This window comes from Palleronia marisminoris (genome assembly GCF_900172315.1).
Lineage (GTDB): Bacteria > Pseudomonadota > Alphaproteobacteria > Rhodobacterales > Rhodobacteraceae > Palleronia > Palleronia marisminoris.
On record NZ_FWFV01000001.1, the window covers coordinates 627,922 to 643,936 of the forward strand.

Annotated in this window: 16 protein-coding genes and 1 pseudogene; 10 read left to right on the plus strand and 7 right to left on the minus strand. The window is 67.3% G+C overall.

Annotated elements, in window-relative coordinates:
* Positions 1 to 69 precede the first annotated feature (69 nt).
* From ccoN to ccoP, 4 genes are read left to right on the plus strand one after another with little or no spacing between them, the layout of a single operon-like run.
* Positions 70 to 1,665 (plus strand): cytochrome-c oxidase, cbb3-type subunit I, encoded by a 1,596-nt coding sequence (gene ccoN / locus PAM7066_RS03110; protein ID WP_085852643.1) that lies wholly within the window; start codon positions 70 to 72, stop codon positions 1,663 to 1,665.
* Positions 1,666 to 1,669: 4 nt separating this feature from the next.
* Complete coding sequence (ccoO, locus tag PAM7066_RS03115; RefSeq protein WP_085852644.1) at positions 1,670 to 2,491, plus strand: cytochrome-c oxidase, cbb3-type subunit II; 822 nt, start codon at positions 1,670 to 1,672, stop codon at positions 2,489 to 2,491.
* Between the two features lie 12 nt (positions 2,492 to 2,503).
* Positions 2,504 to 2,737 (plus strand): cbb3-type cytochrome c oxidase subunit 3, encoded by a 234-nt coding sequence (locus tag PAM7066_RS03120; RefSeq protein ID WP_085852645.1) that lies wholly within the window; start codon positions 2,504 to 2,506, stop codon positions 2,735 to 2,737.
* Positions 2,734 to 3,699, plus strand: a complete 966-nt coding sequence (gene ccoP, locus PAM7066_RS03125) for a cytochrome-c oxidase, cbb3-type subunit III (RefSeq protein ID WP_085852646.1) — start codon at positions 2,734 to 2,736, stop codon at positions 3,697 to 3,699. Before PAM7066_RS03120 ends, ccoP begins: the two co-directional genes overlap by 4 nt.
* A 201-nt stretch (positions 3,700 to 3,900) precedes the next feature.
* On the opposite strand, the pseudogene PAM7066_RS19595 reads toward ccoP, so the two are convergent.
* Positions 3,901 to 3,963, minus strand: a pseudogene (locus PAM7066_RS19595) (hypothetical protein); the annotation flags it as partial.
* A complete protein-coding gene (locus tag PAM7066_RS19245; RefSeq protein ID WP_245749568.1) occupies positions 3,960 to 4,220 on the minus strand; it encodes a hypothetical protein in 261 nt (86 codons plus the stop codon). The pseudogene PAM7066_RS19595 and the gene PAM7066_RS19245, both read right to left, overlap by 4 nt.
* A 104-nt stretch (positions 4,221 to 4,324) precedes the next feature.
* Here PAM7066_RS19245 and ccoG point away from each other — a divergent pair, with 104 nt between their 5' ends.
* The 4 genes from ccoG to ccoS are packed head-to-tail and all read left to right on the plus strand — an operon-like array spanning position 4,325 to position 8,581.
* A complete protein-coding gene (ccoG, locus tag PAM7066_RS03135; protein ID WP_085852648.1) occupies positions 4,325 to 5,845 on the plus strand; it encodes a cytochrome c oxidase accessory protein CcoG in 1,521 nt (506 codons plus the stop codon).
* Entirely contained in the window at positions 5,842 to 6,282 is a 441-nt protein-coding gene (locus PAM7066_RS03140; RefSeq protein WP_085852649.1) for a FixH family protein, read from the plus strand. The genes ccoG and PAM7066_RS03140 overlap by 4 nt, the downstream gene beginning before the upstream one ends.
* Positions 6,279 to 8,420, plus strand: coding sequence for a heavy metal translocating P-type ATPase (locus PAM7066_RS03145; protein ID WP_085852650.1), 2,142 nt, complete (start codon positions 6,279 to 6,281; stop codon positions 8,418 to 8,420). Before PAM7066_RS03140 ends, PAM7066_RS03145 begins: the two co-directional genes overlap by 4 nt.
* Entirely contained in the window at positions 8,417 to 8,581 is a 165-nt protein-coding gene (ccoS, locus tag PAM7066_RS03150; protein ID WP_085852651.1) for a cbb3-type cytochrome oxidase assembly protein CcoS, read from the plus strand. Before PAM7066_RS03145 ends, ccoS begins: the two co-directional genes overlap by 4 nt.
* Here ccoS and PAM7066_RS03155 read toward each other — a convergent pair whose 3' ends face one another.
* The 5 genes from PAM7066_RS03155 to PAM7066_RS03175 all read right to left on the minus strand — a co-directional run bounded on the left by PAM7066_RS03155 (position 8,582) and on the right by PAM7066_RS03175 (position 14,011).
* On the minus strand, positions 8,582 to 9,163 hold the full coding sequence (locus tag PAM7066_RS03155) for a hypothetical protein (protein ID WP_139214937.1): 582 nt from the start codon (positions 9,161 to 9,163) through the stop codon (positions 8,582 to 8,584).
* 151 nt (positions 9,164 to 9,314) lie between these two features.
* Positions 9,315 to 9,767, minus strand: a complete 453-nt coding sequence (locus PAM7066_RS03160) for a Ros/MucR family transcriptional regulator (protein ID WP_085852653.1) — start codon at positions 9,765 to 9,767, stop codon at positions 9,315 to 9,317.
* A gap of 166 nt (positions 9,768 to 9,933) precedes the next feature.
* On the minus strand, positions 9,934 to 10,473 hold the full coding sequence (locus tag PAM7066_RS03165) for a flavodoxin domain-containing protein (RefSeq protein ID WP_085852654.1): 540 nt from the start codon (positions 10,471 to 10,473) through the stop codon (positions 9,934 to 9,936).
* Between the two features lie 112 nt (positions 10,474 to 10,585).
* Positions 10,586 to 11,860: an L-rhamnose catabolism isomerase gene (gene rhaI / locus PAM7066_RS03170; RefSeq protein WP_085852655.1), complete on the minus strand. Its 1,275-nt coding sequence runs from the start codon at positions 11,858 to 11,860 to the stop codon at positions 10,586 to 10,588.
* A gap of 48 nt (positions 11,861 to 11,908) precedes the next feature.
* Positions 11,909 to 14,011: a bifunctional rhamnulose-1-phosphate aldolase/short-chain dehydrogenase gene (locus PAM7066_RS03175; protein WP_085852656.1), complete on the minus strand. Its 2,103-nt coding sequence runs from the start codon at positions 14,009 to 14,011 to the stop codon at positions 11,909 to 11,911.
* Positions 14,012 to 14,187: 176 nt separating this feature from the next.
* Between PAM7066_RS03175 and PAM7066_RS03180 the strand changes: the two genes are divergently transcribed.
* Together PAM7066_RS03180 and rhaS are read left to right on the plus strand one after the other, a co-directional pair.
* Positions 14,188 to 14,988: a DeoR/GlpR family DNA-binding transcription regulator gene (locus tag PAM7066_RS03180; RefSeq protein WP_085852657.1), complete on the plus strand. Its 801-nt coding sequence runs from the start codon at positions 14,188 to 14,190 to the stop codon at positions 14,986 to 14,988.
* A 24-nt stretch (positions 14,989 to 15,012) separates the two neighbouring features.
* Positions 15,013 to 16,008 (plus strand): rhamnose ABC transporter substrate-binding protein, encoded by a 996-nt coding sequence (gene rhaS / locus PAM7066_RS03185; RefSeq protein WP_085852658.1) that lies wholly within the window; start codon positions 15,013 to 15,015, stop codon positions 16,006 to 16,008.
* Positions 16,009 to 16,015 lie beyond the last annotated feature (7 nt).

Sequence of the window (16,015 nt, forward strand, 5' to 3'; positions counted from 1 at the left end):
CCCGGCCTGTGCGACTGCCACGGTCGAACACCCCGCCTCATGCGGGGTCGGGACATGCAGGAGTGATCCATGGAGTATTTCCGGCTCGTCATACTCGGGCTGATCGCGATCGTCGCGGCGATCGCCGCGGACTGGGGGCGCGACCTTGCCTATTCGGTCCACGCCGTGATCATCATGCTGGTCGCCGGCGGGGTCTTCCTGTGGGAGCTTCGCCGCGTCGACGAGCCGCGTCTCGCGCATGACGCAAATGCCTACATGGACGGGCCGATCCGCGCGGGCGTCATCGCCACCGCGTTCTGGGGCGTCACCGGGTTCCTCGTCGGCGTGTTCATCGCCTTCCAGCTTGCCTTCCCGGTCCTCAACTTCGACTGGTCCGAAGGCTTCGCCAATTTCGGCCGCCTGCGTCCGCTGCATACCAGCGCGGTGATCTTCGCATTCGGCGGCAACGCCCTGATCGCGACCTCGTTCTACGTGGTCCAGCGGACCAGCGCCGCGCGGCTCTGGGGCGGGAACGCGGCCTGGTTCGTGTTCTGGGGCTACCAGCTCTTCATCGTGCTGGCCGCCACCGGCTACCTGCTGGGTGCCACCCAATCCAAGGAATACGCCGAGCCCGAGTGGTACGTGGACATCTGGCTGACCATCGTCTGGCTGGTCTACCTCGCCGTCTACCTCGGCACGATCATCAACCGGCGCGAGCGGCATATCTACGTCGCCAACTGGTTCTTCCTCGCCTTCATCGTGACCGTCGCAATGCTGCACGTGGTCAACAACATCTCGATCCCTGTCAGCATCTGGGGCAGCAAGTCCGTGCAGGTCTTCGCCGGTGTGCAGGATGCGATGACCCAGTGGTGGTACGGCCACAACGCCGTCGGCTTCTTCCTGACGGCCGGGTTCCTGGGGATGATGTATTACTTCGTCCCCAAGCAGGCCGGGCGGCCGATCTACAGCTACAAGCTGTCGATCATCCACTTCTGGGCGCTGATCTTCCTCTATATCTGGGCCGGTCCGCACCACCTGCACTACACCGCCCTGCCCGACTGGGCCGCGACGCTGGGGATGGTGTTCTCGGTCATGCTGTGGATGCCCAGCTGGGGCGGCATGATCAACGGCCTGATGACGCTGGAAGGTGCCTGGGACAAGATCCGAACCGACCCGATCATCCGGATGTTCGTGGCCAGCCTCGCCTTTTACGGCATGTCGACCTTTGAAGGCCCGATGATGTCGATCCGCGCGGTCAACTCGCTGAGCCACTACACCGACTGGACCATCGGGCACGTGCATTCCGGCGCGCTTGGCTGGAACGGGCTGATCACCTTCGGCTGCCTTTACTACCTGACGCCGAAGCTCTGGGGGCGGCAGCAGATGTATTCGATGGGGGCGATCAACGCGCACTTCTGGCTCGCGACGATCGGCATCGTCTTCTACGCGGCCTCGATGTGGGTGACCGGCATCATGGAGGGCCTGATGTGGCGCGAGGTCGATGCCAACGGCTTCCTCGTCAACTCCTTCGCTGACACCGTCGCCGCCAAGTTCCCGATGTACGTGATCCGCGGTCTCGGTGGTGTCCTCTACCTCGCCGGTGCGCTCGTCATGGTCTGGAACATGTGGATGACCATCCGCAGCCCTCAGGCCCGCGCCGCCACCGCCCTCGTACCCGCGGAGTGATCCCATGACCAAAGACAACGACCAGATCCCCGCGCCCGAGGACGATCCCAAGGTCACCCAACCGGGTGACGGCGGGATCCCGAACGAGCTTCCTCACCATTCGAAGTTCCTCGACAAGCACGCGATCCTGGAAAAGAACGCCACGCTTCTGCTGGTCTGCTCGTTCCTGGTGGTCACCATCGGCGGCATCGTCGAGATCGCGCCGCTGTTCTGGCTGGAAAACACGATCGAAGAGGTCGAGGGCGTGCGCCCCTACTCGCCGCTCGAACTGGCGGGGCGCGACATCTACATCCGCGAGGGCTGCTATGTCTGCCACAGCCAGATGATCCGACCCATGCGGGACGAGGTCGAGCGCTACGGCCACTATTCCCTCGCGGCCGAGTCGATGTATGACCACCCGCACCAGTGGGGGTCCAAGCGCACCGGGCCCGACCTCGCGCGCGTCGGCGGGCGGTATTCGGACGAATGGCACGTCGATCACTTCGCCGATCCGCAGACGGTCGTCCCCGAAAGCGTCATGCCCAAATACGACTACCTCGCGCGCACCCGGATCGACGGCGCGCATATCGACGAACTTCTGGAAACCCACGCCTTCGTCGGCGTCCCTTACACCGACGAGATGATCGCCGCCGCCAAAGCCGATTTCCGCGTGCAGGTCGACCCGTTCGGCGACATCGACGGACTGCTCGAGCGCTACCCCGGCGCGCAGGTCCGCAATTTCGACGGCAACGAGGACCTAACCGAGATGGATGCGCTGATCGCGTATCTGCAGATGCTCGGCACGCTGGTCGATTTCTCGACCTTCACCGCAGACGCGACCCGCTGAGGAGGGATCAACATGCACGACACCTACACCCTTCTGCGCGCCTTCGCCGATAGCTGGATGCTGCTGGCGCTGACCCTGTTCTTCGGCGGCGTGATCTTCTGGGCCTACCGCCCCGGCTCGCGCGCGATCCACGACGACGCCGCCCGCGCGATCTTCCGCGAGGAACCAGACCCCGTGCGCGTGGCGGGCTGCGCCAACAACTGCCCCGACTGCACCTGCGCCACCCTGCTGGAGGCCTCGAAATGAGCGACAACAAACGCCGCGTCGACCCTGTCACCGGCACCGAGACGACGGGCCATTCCTGGGACGGCATCGAGGAACTGAACAACCCGCTGCCGCGCTGGTGGCTCTGGACCTTCTACGGCACCGTCGTTTTCTCGGTGATCTACGTGGTCCTCTACCCGGCGATCCCGCTTCTCAACTCTGCCACCGGGGGCGCCCTTGGCTGGTCCACCCGCGGAGACGTCGCCGCCGCCATCGCCGAGGTCGACGCGAGCCAGGCCGACATGCGCGCCTCGCTGGTTGAAACCGACCTCGCTGCCATCGACAAGAACGAGGCCCTCTTCAGCTTCGCGACCAACGCGGGCGGCGCGATCTTCCGCACCAACTGCTCGCAATGCCACGGTTCGGGGGCCGCGGGGGCGCTTGGCTATCCGAACCTGCTGGACGACGAATGGCTCTGGGGCGGCACGATCGAGGACATCGCCTTCACCATCCGCCACGGCATCCGCAACGAGGTCGATCCCGACGCCCGCTACAGCCAGATGCCCGCGTTCGGCGACATGCTCGAGGACGACCAGATCGCCACCCTCGTCACCCATGTCCAGTCCCTGCCCGGTGGCGCCGATCCGCTCTCCGGTCCGGGGGGCGAGCTTTTCGAAATGAACTGCGCCGCCTGCCACGGCGCCAACGCCAAGGGCGACCGGACGCTGGGCGCGCCGAACCTGACTGACGCGATCTGGCTCTACGGCTCTTCGGACGAGCAACTGACCGAGGTCATCTCGCGCGGCCCCTTCGGCGTGATGCCCCCCTGGGGCGGGCGCCTGTCCGAGGCCGAGGTTCGCGCGGTCGCCACATATGTCCACGGGCTCGGCGGCGGCGAACCGCAGGTCGGCGAGAACACCATCCCAGAGGGCGCAGGCGCGACCGACGCCGCCCCTTCCGACCCCGACGAGGGGCCGTTCGAAGAGGACGCACCGCAAGAGTAAGGCCGGCCGCAACCCTGTTCGCGCATGAGCGGACGGCCTGCAGGGGCGGCGTCAGGGAGGGACGCCGCCCCACCCTCATTCCAGCCCCTTCTCGTAGAACACCCGGTCGAACCCGTCGTCCATTCGGCGCGCGACCTCCACGTATCCCAGCCGGGGCCAGATCCGCAGGTTCGCCACCATCTTCGCATTGGTATAAAGCGCGGCGACGGTGCAGCCGCGCCGCCGTCCGTCGGCCTCGCACTGCGCGACCAGCGCCCGCCCTATGCCCCGTCCCGCGGTCTCCGGCGATACCGCACCGTCTCGAGCAGCACGCGCGCACCCTCGACCCGGCTTACCGCGAACCCGTCGATCCCGGGCGAGCTGGCCAGGATCACCTCGCCCCGCGCGACCGCCCCGGCGTAATCGGCATCCATCGGCGCCGGGCGTCGGCCGATTTCCGGCACATGCACCTCGAACGCCCGCTCCGCGATCCCGCGCACCTCTGCCACGTCCCGCCCCACCGCCTTTCGCAGCGCCACCATCGCCCCACTCCCGAATGTCGATCACGCCTTGGTGCGATTGATCCACGTCAAGGATCGCACCGTCCCCTCGTGACAGAAGGTACGCGCGAACAGGAAAGTCTCCCATGGCCGAACCCACATCCACCCTCTATGCCGCGCGCGAACCGATCTTCCCGCGCCGCGTGTCGGGCTTCTTCCGCCGCATGAAGTGGTGGATCATGGCTGCGACGCTGGCGATCTACTACCTGACTCCGTGGCTGCGCTGGGACCGGGGCCCGAACCTGCCCGACCAGGCGGTGCTGATCGACCTCGCGAACCGCCGCTTCTACTTCTTCTGGATCGAGATCTGGCCCCACGAATTCTACTTCGTCGCGGGCCTTCTGGTCATGGCGGGGCTCGGCCTGTTTCTCTTTACCGCAGCACTTGGCCGGGTCTGGTGCGGCTATGCCTGCCCGCAGACCGTCTGGACCGACCTCTTCCTTGTCGTCGAACGCTGGGTGCAGGGCGACCGCAACGCCCGCCTGCGCCTGCACCAGCAACCGTGGAGCCTTCGCAAGGTCCGCCTGAAAAGCACCACCTGGGCGCTGTGGCTCGTCATCGCGGTGGCGACGGGGGGCGCGTGGGTCTTCTATTTCGCCGACGCCCCCACGCTGCTGCGCGACCTCGTGACCCTGGACGCGCCGGGCGTGGCCTACATGACCATCGCCATCCTGACCGCCACGACCTTCACCTTCGGCGGCTTCATGCGCGAGCAGATCTGCATCTACATGTGCCCCTGGCCCCGCATCCAGGGCGCGATGATGGACGACGACACCCTGACCGTCGCCTATCGCGACTGGCGGGGCGAGCCGCGCGGCAAGGGCCTGCGCCGCCGCGAGGCCGCCGCCGACCTGCGCGTGACCGGCCCGCAGATCGGCGGCCGCTCGCCCATGATCCCGATGCCGGGCGTACGCGACACGAAGCACGCGGCCCCCCTCGACGGTCCGGGCGATTGCATCGACTGCAATGCCTGCGTGAACGTCTGCCCGATGGGCATCGACATCCGCGACGGCCAGCAGATGGCCTGCATCACCTGCGCGCTCTGCATCGATGCCTGCGACCAGGTGATGGGCAAGATCGGCCGTCCGCGCGGGCTGATCGACTACGTGGCGCTGTCCGACGCCCCGCGCGAGGCCGCGGGCGGCGCTCCCAAACCCGCATGGCGGCACGTCGTGCGCCCGCGCAACATCGCCTATTTCGCGGTCTGGGCGGCGATCGGCCTTGGTCTCATCTTCGCCCTGTTCATCCGCCCCGACATCGAGATGACGGTCGCCCCGATCCGCAACCCCACCTTCGTCACCCTCGCCGATGGCAGCATCCGCAACGCCTACGACGTGCGCCTGCGCAACAAGCACGGCGAGGCGCGGCCCTTCCTGCTGGCCCCCGGCGCGACCACCGAGGCGACCCTCACCATCGAGAACCGCGCCGACAACATCGTCGAGGTCCCCGCAGACGCGCAGGAGCGGGTGCGCGTCTACCTCACCGCCCCGCCGGGGTCGGATCTCGCCGGTGACGAACGCACCGATATCCGCCTTTGGGTCGAGGACACGGCCAGCGGCGAACGCGCCCATGTAGACACCTCCTTCAACGGAAGGGACAACGAATGACCGAACTTTCCGGACGCCACGTCGCCGCGATGTTCATCGGCGGCTTCGGCATCATCATCGCGGTGAACGTCACGCTGGCCACCAACGCCGTGCGGACCTTCCCGGGCCTCGAGACCGCCAATTCCTACGTCTCCAGCCAGTCCTTCGATGCCCGCCGCGCGGCGCAAGAGGCGCTCGGCTGGCAGGTCGAGGCGACCTATGCCGACGGCACCCTGCACGTCGCCATCCTCGACCGCAGCGGCGCCCCCGCCACCATCGAAGGCGTCGCCGCCCATATCGGCCGCCCGACCGAGGCACGCGACGACCTGAACCTCGACCTGACCGCGGGCGCGATCCCGCTGGACCTCGCCCCCGGCATCTGGCGGCTGGACCTGTCGGGCAGCGCGCCCGACGGCACCCTGTTCGAGAAGGCCGTCGAATTCCGGGTCGCGCAATGACCGCCGCCTGCCCCGCCTGCGCGACGGCCCCCTTCCCCGAACGGTCGACCCCGGCCGAGCCGAGCCACGTCCTGCACCTGCCCGACATCCACTGCGCGCTCTGCATCGCGTCGGTGGAATCCACCCTCAACGCCCTGCCCCATGTGCAGGCGTCCCGCGTCAACCTGACCCGCAAGCGCGTCTTCGTCACCGCCCCCGGCGCGACCGTCGCCTCCCTGATCGAGGCGCTGGCCAAGGCCGGCCACCGCGCCGAGCGGCTCGATACCGGCCGCCTCGGCCCCGAGGACACGACGAGGCGCGAGCTGCTGACCCGGATCGGCGTGGCGGGTTTCGCCATGATGAACGTCATGCTCCTGTCCGTCGCGGTCTGGAGCGGCGCGACCGGCGTGACGGGCCAGGTCTTTCACCTCGTCTCCGCGGCAATCGCCATTCCGGCCGTGACCTATTCCGCGCAGCCCTTCTTCGCCTCGGCCTGGAGCGCGCTGTCGGCGCGGCGGCTGAACATGGACGTGCCGATCTCGCTGGCGATCATCCTTGCCTGTGCCGCCTCGATGGCGTCGGCCTTCGGCTTCAGCGACCGCGCCGGCTGGTTCGACGCGGCCCTTGCGCTGACCTTCTTCCTGCTGGTCGGACGCTACCTCGAACATGCCGGCCGCGCCGCCGCCCGGTCCGCCGCCGCGGACCTTGCCGCGCTCGAGGCGCCGCAGGCCGTGCGCCTCGATGGCGAACACGAGACCATCGTGGCCGCCGAGTCCCTCGCCCCCGGCGACCTGATCCGCATCCGCCCCGGCGACCGCATGCCCGCCGACGGCACCATCATCGACGGCCGCAGCGACATGGACCGCTCGGCCCTGACCGGCGAAAGCCTGCCCGAAGCGGCCGGCATCGGCGACACGGTGACCAGCGGCGAGACCTGCCTGACTGGCCTCCTGACCGTGCGCGTCGACCGCGCCGGGCGCGACACCGCGCTGGCCCGCATGGCCGAACTTGTCGCCACCGCCGAAAGCCAACGCACCCGCTATGCCGGCATCGCCGACCGCGCCGCCCGCATCTACGCGCCGCTGGTCCACGTGCTGGGGGCTGCGACGTTCCTCGGCTGGCTGGGGCTGACCGGGGACTTCTGGCGATCCCTCGACGTCGGCATCTCGGTCCTCGTCATCACCTGCCCCTGCGCGCTGGGGCTGGCGGTGCCGGCGGTGTCCACCGTCGCCACCGCCCGGCTGTTCCGGGGCGGCATCCTCGTGAAATCCGACACCGCGCTCGAGCGCCTGTCCGAGATCGACACCGTCGCCTTCGACAAGACCGGCACCCTGACCACCGGCACCCCCGCCCTGGCCGAGCTGCCCGACGACCGCGCCCTCGCCATCGCGGCAGGGTTGGCGCAGGCGTCGAAGCACCCGTTGTCGCGCGCCATCCTCGCCGCCGCCGAAGCCCGCGGCATCGCCCCCGCCACAATTGACGACACCGCCGAACGACCCGGCTACGGCGTCGAGGGGCTCCTGGACAACCGCCGCGTGCGGCTCGGCCGCGAGGGCTGGGCCGGCGAAAGCAGCGGCGACGCCTCGGCCTGGCTGTCGATCGAAGGCGAGCCGCCCGTACCGTTTCGCACCCGCGAAACTCTCCGCCCCGAGGCGCAAGGCGCCATCGACACGCTCCACCGCACGGGCTACGCCACGGCGCTTCTGTCGGGCGACGGAGCGCAGGCCGTGTCCGAGATCGCCGCACGCACCGGCATCGACGCCGCCGAGGCCCGCCTGTCCCCCACGGACAAGGTCGACTGGCTCGACCGGCGCGCGGGCGAAGGCCGCCACGTCCTGATGGTCGGCGACGGGCTGAACGACACCGGCGGCCTGGCCTCGGCCCATGCCGGGATGTCTCCGGGGTCGGCGCTCGACGCCGCGCGCTCGGCCGCCGACGTCATCCTGCTGAGCGGCGGGCTCGACGGGGTGCCGCGCACCCTTGCCACCGCGCGCACGGCCATGGCGCGGATGCGCCAGAACATCGCGCTCGCCGCGCTTTACAACGTGGTGTCGGTGCCCTTGGCGATGGCCGGCTTCGCCACCCCCTTCGCCGCCGCGATCGCCATGTCGCTGTCGTCGATCACGGTGACGCTGAACGCCGTCAGGAGGTTTCGATGAACGTCCTCGCCTTCCTCATTCCCGTCTCGGTGACGCTGGGCCTCGTCGGCCTCGCCGCCTTCATCTGGAGCCTTCGGGCGGGCCAGTACGACGACCCCGACGGCGACCAGGCCCGCGCCCTCAGCGACCTGCATGACGAGGCCCCTGCCAAGCCCCGCTGATCAGGACGGGGCGGCGTAGAGAATCACGTTGTCCCCCCGGTGCCGCGGACCGGAGGTCAGGCCCTGCATCAGCGCATGAGCCGCCGAGGCGCACGCGCCGGACTGCATCAGGGTCTGCATCAGGCCGTCGCGGAAGGTCCGGACCGAAAGGCGGCCCTCCCACTCGGCCATGTCTCCGACCGCGTCGAGGCAGTTCTGCGCAAGCGCCGCGAAGATCTCGGCCTCGGCGGGGGTCGGGGTGAAGGCACGCTCCATCACGGCGCTGAGGATCTCTGCCACCGCCGCCCCCAACTCGAACGAGAGGTTCTGGAACGCGGTTTCGTGGCGGATCAGGACGATCGAGCCATAAGGCACCGACACGCCGAGCTCTTCGGCAAGCACGTCACCGATGCCGACGCCCGCGACGACGACCGTGTCGTCCGCCAACGCCGCGGGTTGCGGAAATCTCGCGTCAATCCGGAAGAGTGCCACTTCGATGGGCAGGATGCGCGACAGAAGCGCGTCGAACGTCACCGCCTGCGTCGACCTTGCGACGCTCACCGCGCCAATCCAGACCGCAGCGACCGGAAAGCGATGTGCCATGCCGTCCCCCTCATCCATGCGCCAGTCTTTCGGGCGCTCTCTGAAGAGAAACGCTGAGCGGATTACCGCCGATAGTCAACCAGCAGGAGAGTGATCGAAACAAGAGACGGGATCCGTGACCCTTTTGCGCGAGTCCGGACCGCCAGCAGCGTCACCCGGTCTCGGTATCGCGGTCCCGCTGGTGCCGGCTGTGGCGGCCAAGCCCCGCTTCGCGGGCATAGGCGGCCTTCTGCTCGGAGTAGCGGGGCGCGACGAGGGGCGTCGACTCGGGCAGTCCGAACGCGATGCGGTATTCCTCTTCCGTCAGGTCGTGTTCGGCAGCCAGGTGCCGCTTGAGCATCTTGAACCCCCGACCGCAGCACAGGCAGTAGACGAGGTCGGGCGTCACGGCGCTTTCGACGGGGACAGCGGGAATCCGGGTCTGTCCGTTGGCGATCGGCGCAGCCCTGGTGAGGGAGAGGATGGACGGGGCGAAGGCGCCGATGCGCAGCTTGCGGATCAGCGCCACGATATCATCCTGCGAGACGTCCGGGCGCGTGGCGTATCCGGCCACGATCGTCGCGATGTCAGCATCCGACAGCCGCGCTTGGGAAATGGTCTTCATGGAAATACCGTCCTTCGGGGCGAAACTCCCCTACGACACCGTGCGCAGGCAGCAGCTGACAAGATCGTACGATAAACTACGATTATTTCCTGCATACTGCCCGACCGCTCTCCATTTGCAACCGGGTCTCGTCGCCGGTCGGAAAGGTGATGCGGTCGCAGGGGCGTCACGCGGGTGCGGACGCCGCGATCCCGGTGAATTCCGTGACGGCGTTTCGCAGGGCATCCCAGTCGGTGAACTCGTGGCTGCCGTTCGCGGCGTCGTAGGTCTTGCCCCGCAGGACGACCATCTTCACCACCTGAGCGGCGAAGTAGTCGTAGCGTTCCGTCTTCACCGCACCGGCGACCAGCGCCTCGCGGGTGGGGGCGAGGCCGGTGCGCATCTTGAATTCGTCGAGATAGTCCTGCGCCTCTTCGCGCCCATCCTGGAAGCTCGCGCTCAGGCTGACGGAGAGCATCAGCGTCGGCATGGGCGCGAGCTTCTCGGCCAGGGCGGCGACGGTCGCCTCGAACAGGTCGGGATGGCGGCGTTCGTGGACAGGGGCCAGCAGGATCACCGCGTCGCCGTCGTTCAGATCGACGGGCACGGTCGCGTCGGTGTCGAATACCCGCACCGCATGGCCGTCCTGCCCGAGCATGGTTTCCACGAAGCGGCAGATCTTGCCGGTATGTCCTTCGACGGTCGAGAAGAGGATGGCGATGTTCATGGCGTGCTCCTTCGGGTCTCCCCAAGGTTGCATGCCGGGCACGGCGTGACTTTGATCCCGATCAAACTCCGCGCCGTCGAGGCACGCGCCCGACCGGACGCGTGCCATTCGATCAGACGATGCCGCCGCCGCCCGAGGTCGAGGCCGGGCGCGCCTCGGCCACCTTCGCGCGGTAGCCGGCCTCGCGGTAGGTCGCGAGCGGGTCGATGGCGCAGCCCTTCTCGAACCGCGCCATCTGCAGGATCGGCGTCACGTCGGTGCGGAAGGCGCGCTTCAGCGTCTCGGACGCCATCAGCGCGTCGTTCTCGTCCTGGTAGCCCGACAGCGCCGGGCGATCCACGATCAGCGCCTGCGCATAGGCGCGCTGCACTTCCATGGCCGAGTTCATCAGGCTCTCGATCGGGTCAGTGACGTTGTGGCTCTGGTCCAGCATGTGCGCGGGATCGAAGCCGGGCGTGTCGGCGGCGTTCACCAGCTCGTTGAACACCAGGAACAGGCGGTAGGGATCGACGGACCCGGTATCGAGGTCGTCGTCGCCATACTTGCTGTCGTTGAAGTGGAACCCGCCGAGCTTGCCGAACTGGATCAGGCGCGCAACGATCATCTCGATATTCACGCTCGGCGCATGGTGGCCGAGGTCGACGAGGCAGAAGGCCCGCTCGCCCAGTTCCTTCGCGATCAGGTAGTTGGTGCCCCAGTCCTGCACGACCGTGGAATAGAACGCGGGCTCGAAGATCTTGTGCTCGGTGAACAGGCGCCAATCCTCGGGCAGCTTGGCGTAGATCGCCTTGGTGCTGTCGAGGTAGCGCTCGAATTGGCGGGTCATGTTGACCTGTCCGGGGAAGTTGGACCCGTCGCCGATCCAGACGGTCAGCGCGGTCGAGCCGATCTTCTTCCCCAGCTCCATGCAGTAAAGGTTATGCTCGACCGCCTGGTCCCGCACCTCTTTCCTGGTGTGCGACAGCGAGCCGAACTTGTAGCTATGGGCCTGCCCCTGCGCATCCGAGAAGGTGTTCGAGTTCATCGCGTCGAAGCCCAGACCCAGTTCCTCGGCCTTGGCGTTCAGGTCGGCGGGGTCGGCATCGTCCCACGGGATATGCAGCGACACGCGCGGGGTGGCACCCGTCAACTGGTGGATCACGCCGCAATCGTCGAGCTTGTCGAAGATCGAGGCCGGCTCGCCCTGCCCCGGGAACCGCGCGAACCGCGTGCCGCCGGTGCCCACGCCCCAGGACGGCACCGCGATGCCGTAGCCCGCGACCTTGTCCTTTACGGCCGTGATGTCGATGCCGCGCCGGTCCAGCTGTTCGGCCAGCGCGTCGTAATCGGCGCGCAACCGCGCCTCGGCCGCCTCGTTCGTGGCGGCGATGGTGGTCTTGTCGATCATGGTATCCCTCCCGGATGGGACGCGCGGGTCGCCCCGCGCGCCGCTCTGTCAGCGCGTGAACGACTGAACGTTGCCCGCATCCACGTTGATGATGTTGCCGGTGGATTTCGCGCTCTCGTCGCTGGCGAAGAAGTAGCAGGCGGCGGCGATATCCTCGGGGAAGACGCTGCGCTTCAGAAGCGAGCGTTCGCGGTACATCTCTTCCAGCCCGCCCTTGTCGGTCCCGTAGGTCGAGGCCCGCTGGTCCAGCCACTCGCCCGACCAGATCTTCGACCCGCGCAGCACTGCATCCGGGTTCACCGTGTTCACGCGAATGCCCTCGGGCGCGCCTTCCAGCGCAAGGCAGCGCGCCAGGTGGATTTCCGATGCCTTCGCCGTGCAATAGGCCGACGCGCCGGGCGACGCGGCAAGACCGTTCTTCGACGCCACGAAGATCATCGACCCGCCGATGCCTTGCGTTTTCAGCATCTTGAACGCCTCGCGGCTGACCAGGAAGTACCCCGTCGACAGGATCGACATGTTCTTGTTCCACAGGTCCAGCGTCGTGTCCTCGACCTTGGCCGACGAGGCGATGCCGGCATTCGACACCACGATATCCACGCCGCCGAACTCGACCGCCATCTCGGCATAGGCCGCCGCCACCGCATCCTCGCTGGTGACGTTCATCTCGACAATGCGCACGACATCCTTGGAATAGCGCCCCGCAAGGTTCTCGTGCGTCGCGCCCAGCGCCTCGGCGTCGATATCGGCCAGTATGACGCAGGCCCCTTCGGACAGGTACTTCTCGGCCGTCGCGGCACCGATGCCGCCCGCGCCACCGGTGACGATGGCGATACGGCCCGCCAGCGCCTTGGGCTTGGGCATCCGCTGCAGCTTGGCTTCCTCAAGAAGCCAGTATTCGATGTCGAACGCCTCCTGCTCGGGCAGGCCCTGATAGGTGCTGACCGCGTCCGAGTTGCGCATCACGTTGATCGCGTTGACGTAGAACTCGCCCGAGATCCGCGCCGTCGCCTTGTCCTTGGCGAAGGTGATCATGCCGACGCCCGGCACCAGGTAGACCACCGCGTTGGGGTCGCGCATGGCGGGGCTGTTGTCGTACTTGCAGCGGTCGTAATAGGCCGCGTAATCGGCGCGGTAGTCCTCGACCATGCCCTTCAGCTTGTCGAGCGTGCCGTCCACATCCGGGTTCGCCGGGTCGAAATCCACGACCAGCGGGCGGATCTTGGTGCGCAGGAAGTGGTCGGGGCAGGACGTCCCGAGCATCGCCAGACGCTCCATGTCCTTGGCACCCACGAATTGCAGAACCGCGTCCTGATCGTCGAAATGCCCGACCTTGTGGCTGCCTTCCGAGATCATCCCCCGGATCGCCGGCATCAGCGCGGCGGCCACGCGGCGGCGGTCCTCGGCGGGCAGCGCCTCGTGAACCTCGCCCCCGAAGGCCGGAACGTCCGCCGTCTTCTCGCCGAACCACTCGATCGCGCGGTTGATGGTGTCGAGCGTCAGCTTGTAGCACTCTTCCGCGTCATCGGCCCAGGTGAACAGCCCGTGGCTTTCCAGCACGACGCCCTTGGCATCGGGGTTCTTGACGCAGAAATCCTCCAGCCACAGACCCAGCTCGTAGCCCGGCTTCTTCCAGGGCAGCCAGCCAATGGCCTCGCCATAGATCTCCTGCGTCAGCTCCTTGGAATTCTCGCTGGCGGCGATGGCGATGACCGCGTCGGGGTGGACGTGATCAACGTGCTTCTTGGCGACGTAGGCGTGCAGCGGCGTGTCGATCGAGGCGGCGCGCGGGTTCAGGTTGAAGGTCGAGTGCGGCAGGTAGCCGACCATCTCGTCCTCGTACTCCACGCCGCGATACTTGCCCTTCAGCGCCCGCAGCTTGTCCATGTAAAGCGTCGCGAACCCGGCCATGTCGATCGAGCCGATATCCCCGCCCGAGCCCTTGACCCACAGCACCTCGACATCTTCGCCGGTCAGCGGATCGGGCTGCATCACCTTGGCCGAGGTGTTGCCCCCGCCATAGTTCGTCACCCGCTTGTCCGACCCCAGAAGGTTCGAGCGGTAGAGCAGCTTTTCAGGCTCGCTCATCGACGCGGCCTTGCCGGCGTCCCACTGGTTTTCGATGTGCCCGGCTGCGATGTCTTTGGCCATGGATTGCCCTCCCATGCGGCTGTCCGTTTGCGCGGGACACTCGGTCGCCGGGCGCCCCAAGTCAATCCTTTTCGATCACCTTCAATCATGCTGCACCGCAGAACCGCCACATATGATCGTTTTTGATTGACACGAGGCCCCTTCCCCGCAAATCTCGACCCCAAGGGGAGGAAGTGATGATCGAAAGCGAACGCCACCGCGTGATCCTGTCAGCCGTACAGGCCCGGCCCGTCGTGACGGTCGCCGAGATCTGCGAGCTGACCGAAGCGTCCGAGGCCACGGTGCGCCGCGACATCGCCACCCTCCACATGCAAAAGAAGGTCCGCCGGGTGCGCGGCGGCGTCGAAAGCCTCGCCCCGCCGCAATTCGTCGGCCTCTCCGGCCGCCCGTTCGAGATGAACGCCACCCGCCACGTCGCCGCCAAGCGCGCCATCGCGCAGGCGGCGGTCGAGATGTGCGAGGATGGCGACGCCATCATCATCAACGGCGGCACGACCACGTTCCAGATGGTCCACCCGCTCGCCAACCGCCGCTGCCTCGTCTTCACCAACAGCTTTCCCATCGCGGAACACCTGCTGAAGCAGTCGAAGAACACGGTGATGATCGCGGGCGGCACGATCTACCGCGAACACAACATCGTCCTGTCGCCATTCGAGAACGACGTGACCCGCAACTTCGCCGCAAGGCGCATGTTCCTTGGCGCGCAAGGCGTCTCGAAGCTTGGCGTGATGGAGCAGGACCCTCTCATCATCCAGGCCGAGACCAAGCTGATCGGCCAGGCCGACGAGGTCGTGCTGCTGGTCGACTCGTCCAAGTTCCGCAACCGCTCTGCGCTGATCCTGTGCCCGCTCGACCGGATCACCACCATCGTCACCGACGACGGCATCGCCGACAAGGAGGCCGCGATGATCGAGGCCGCCGGCGTCACGCTGACCGTCACCACCCCGAACCGCGCCAACGAAGCGCGCACGGGATAACGCTCACCAATGGGAGGAAACCACATGAGCATCACCAGACGTATCGCAATCGCCACGGGGCTGACCGCAGCCCTCATGGGCAGCACGGCCATGGCACAGGACAATGTGCGCATCGCCCTCGTCGCCAAGTCGCTCGGCAACGGGTTCTTCGAAGCCGCCGCGCGTGGTGCCGAGGAAGCCGCCGAGGAACTCGGCAATACCGAGATCATCTATACCGGCCCCACCTCGACCACCGCCGAGGGCCAGATCGAGGTCATCAACTCGCTCATCGCCCAGCAGGTCGACGCCATCGCGATCTCGGCCAACGACCCCGACGCGGTCGTTCCGGCTCTGCAAAAGGCCATGCAGCGCGGCATCACCGTGATTTCGTGGGACAGCGGCGTCGCCCCCGAGGGCCGCGAGATGCACCTCGCCCCCTCCTCGGACGAGCTGATCGGTCAGACGATCATCAAGCTGGCCGCCGACAACCTGCCCGAGGGCGGCCAGGTCGCGGTCCTGTCGGCCACCTCGACCTCGACGAACCAGAACACGTGGATCGAAGAGATGAAGGCGGTGATGGACCAGTATCCCGACATCGAACTGGTCGCGACGGTCTATGGCGACGACCTCGCCGACAAGTCCTACCGCGAAACCCAAGGGTTGCTGCAATCCTACCCCGACCTCGACGCGATCATCGCGCCGACCTCCGTGGGCATCGTCGCCGCCGCTCAGGCCGTGCAGGATGCCGGCAAGGTGGGCGAAGTGAACGTCACCGGCCTTGGCCTGCCGTCCGAGATGGCCGGCGCCATCGAATCCGGCGCCTCCGAGTCGTTCGCGATCTGGAATCCGGTCGATCTGGGCTACGCCACCGCGATGCTCGCCCACAACCTCGCCACCGACCAGGCCACGGCCGAGCCGGGCGCCGAGATCGGCATGGGCCGCATGGGCACCGCCACGCTGGACGAGGACAACCAGGCCGCGATGAGCGAGCCCTTCACCTACGACGCCTCGAACATCGAAGAGTTCAAGAGCGTCTTCTGATCCTCCA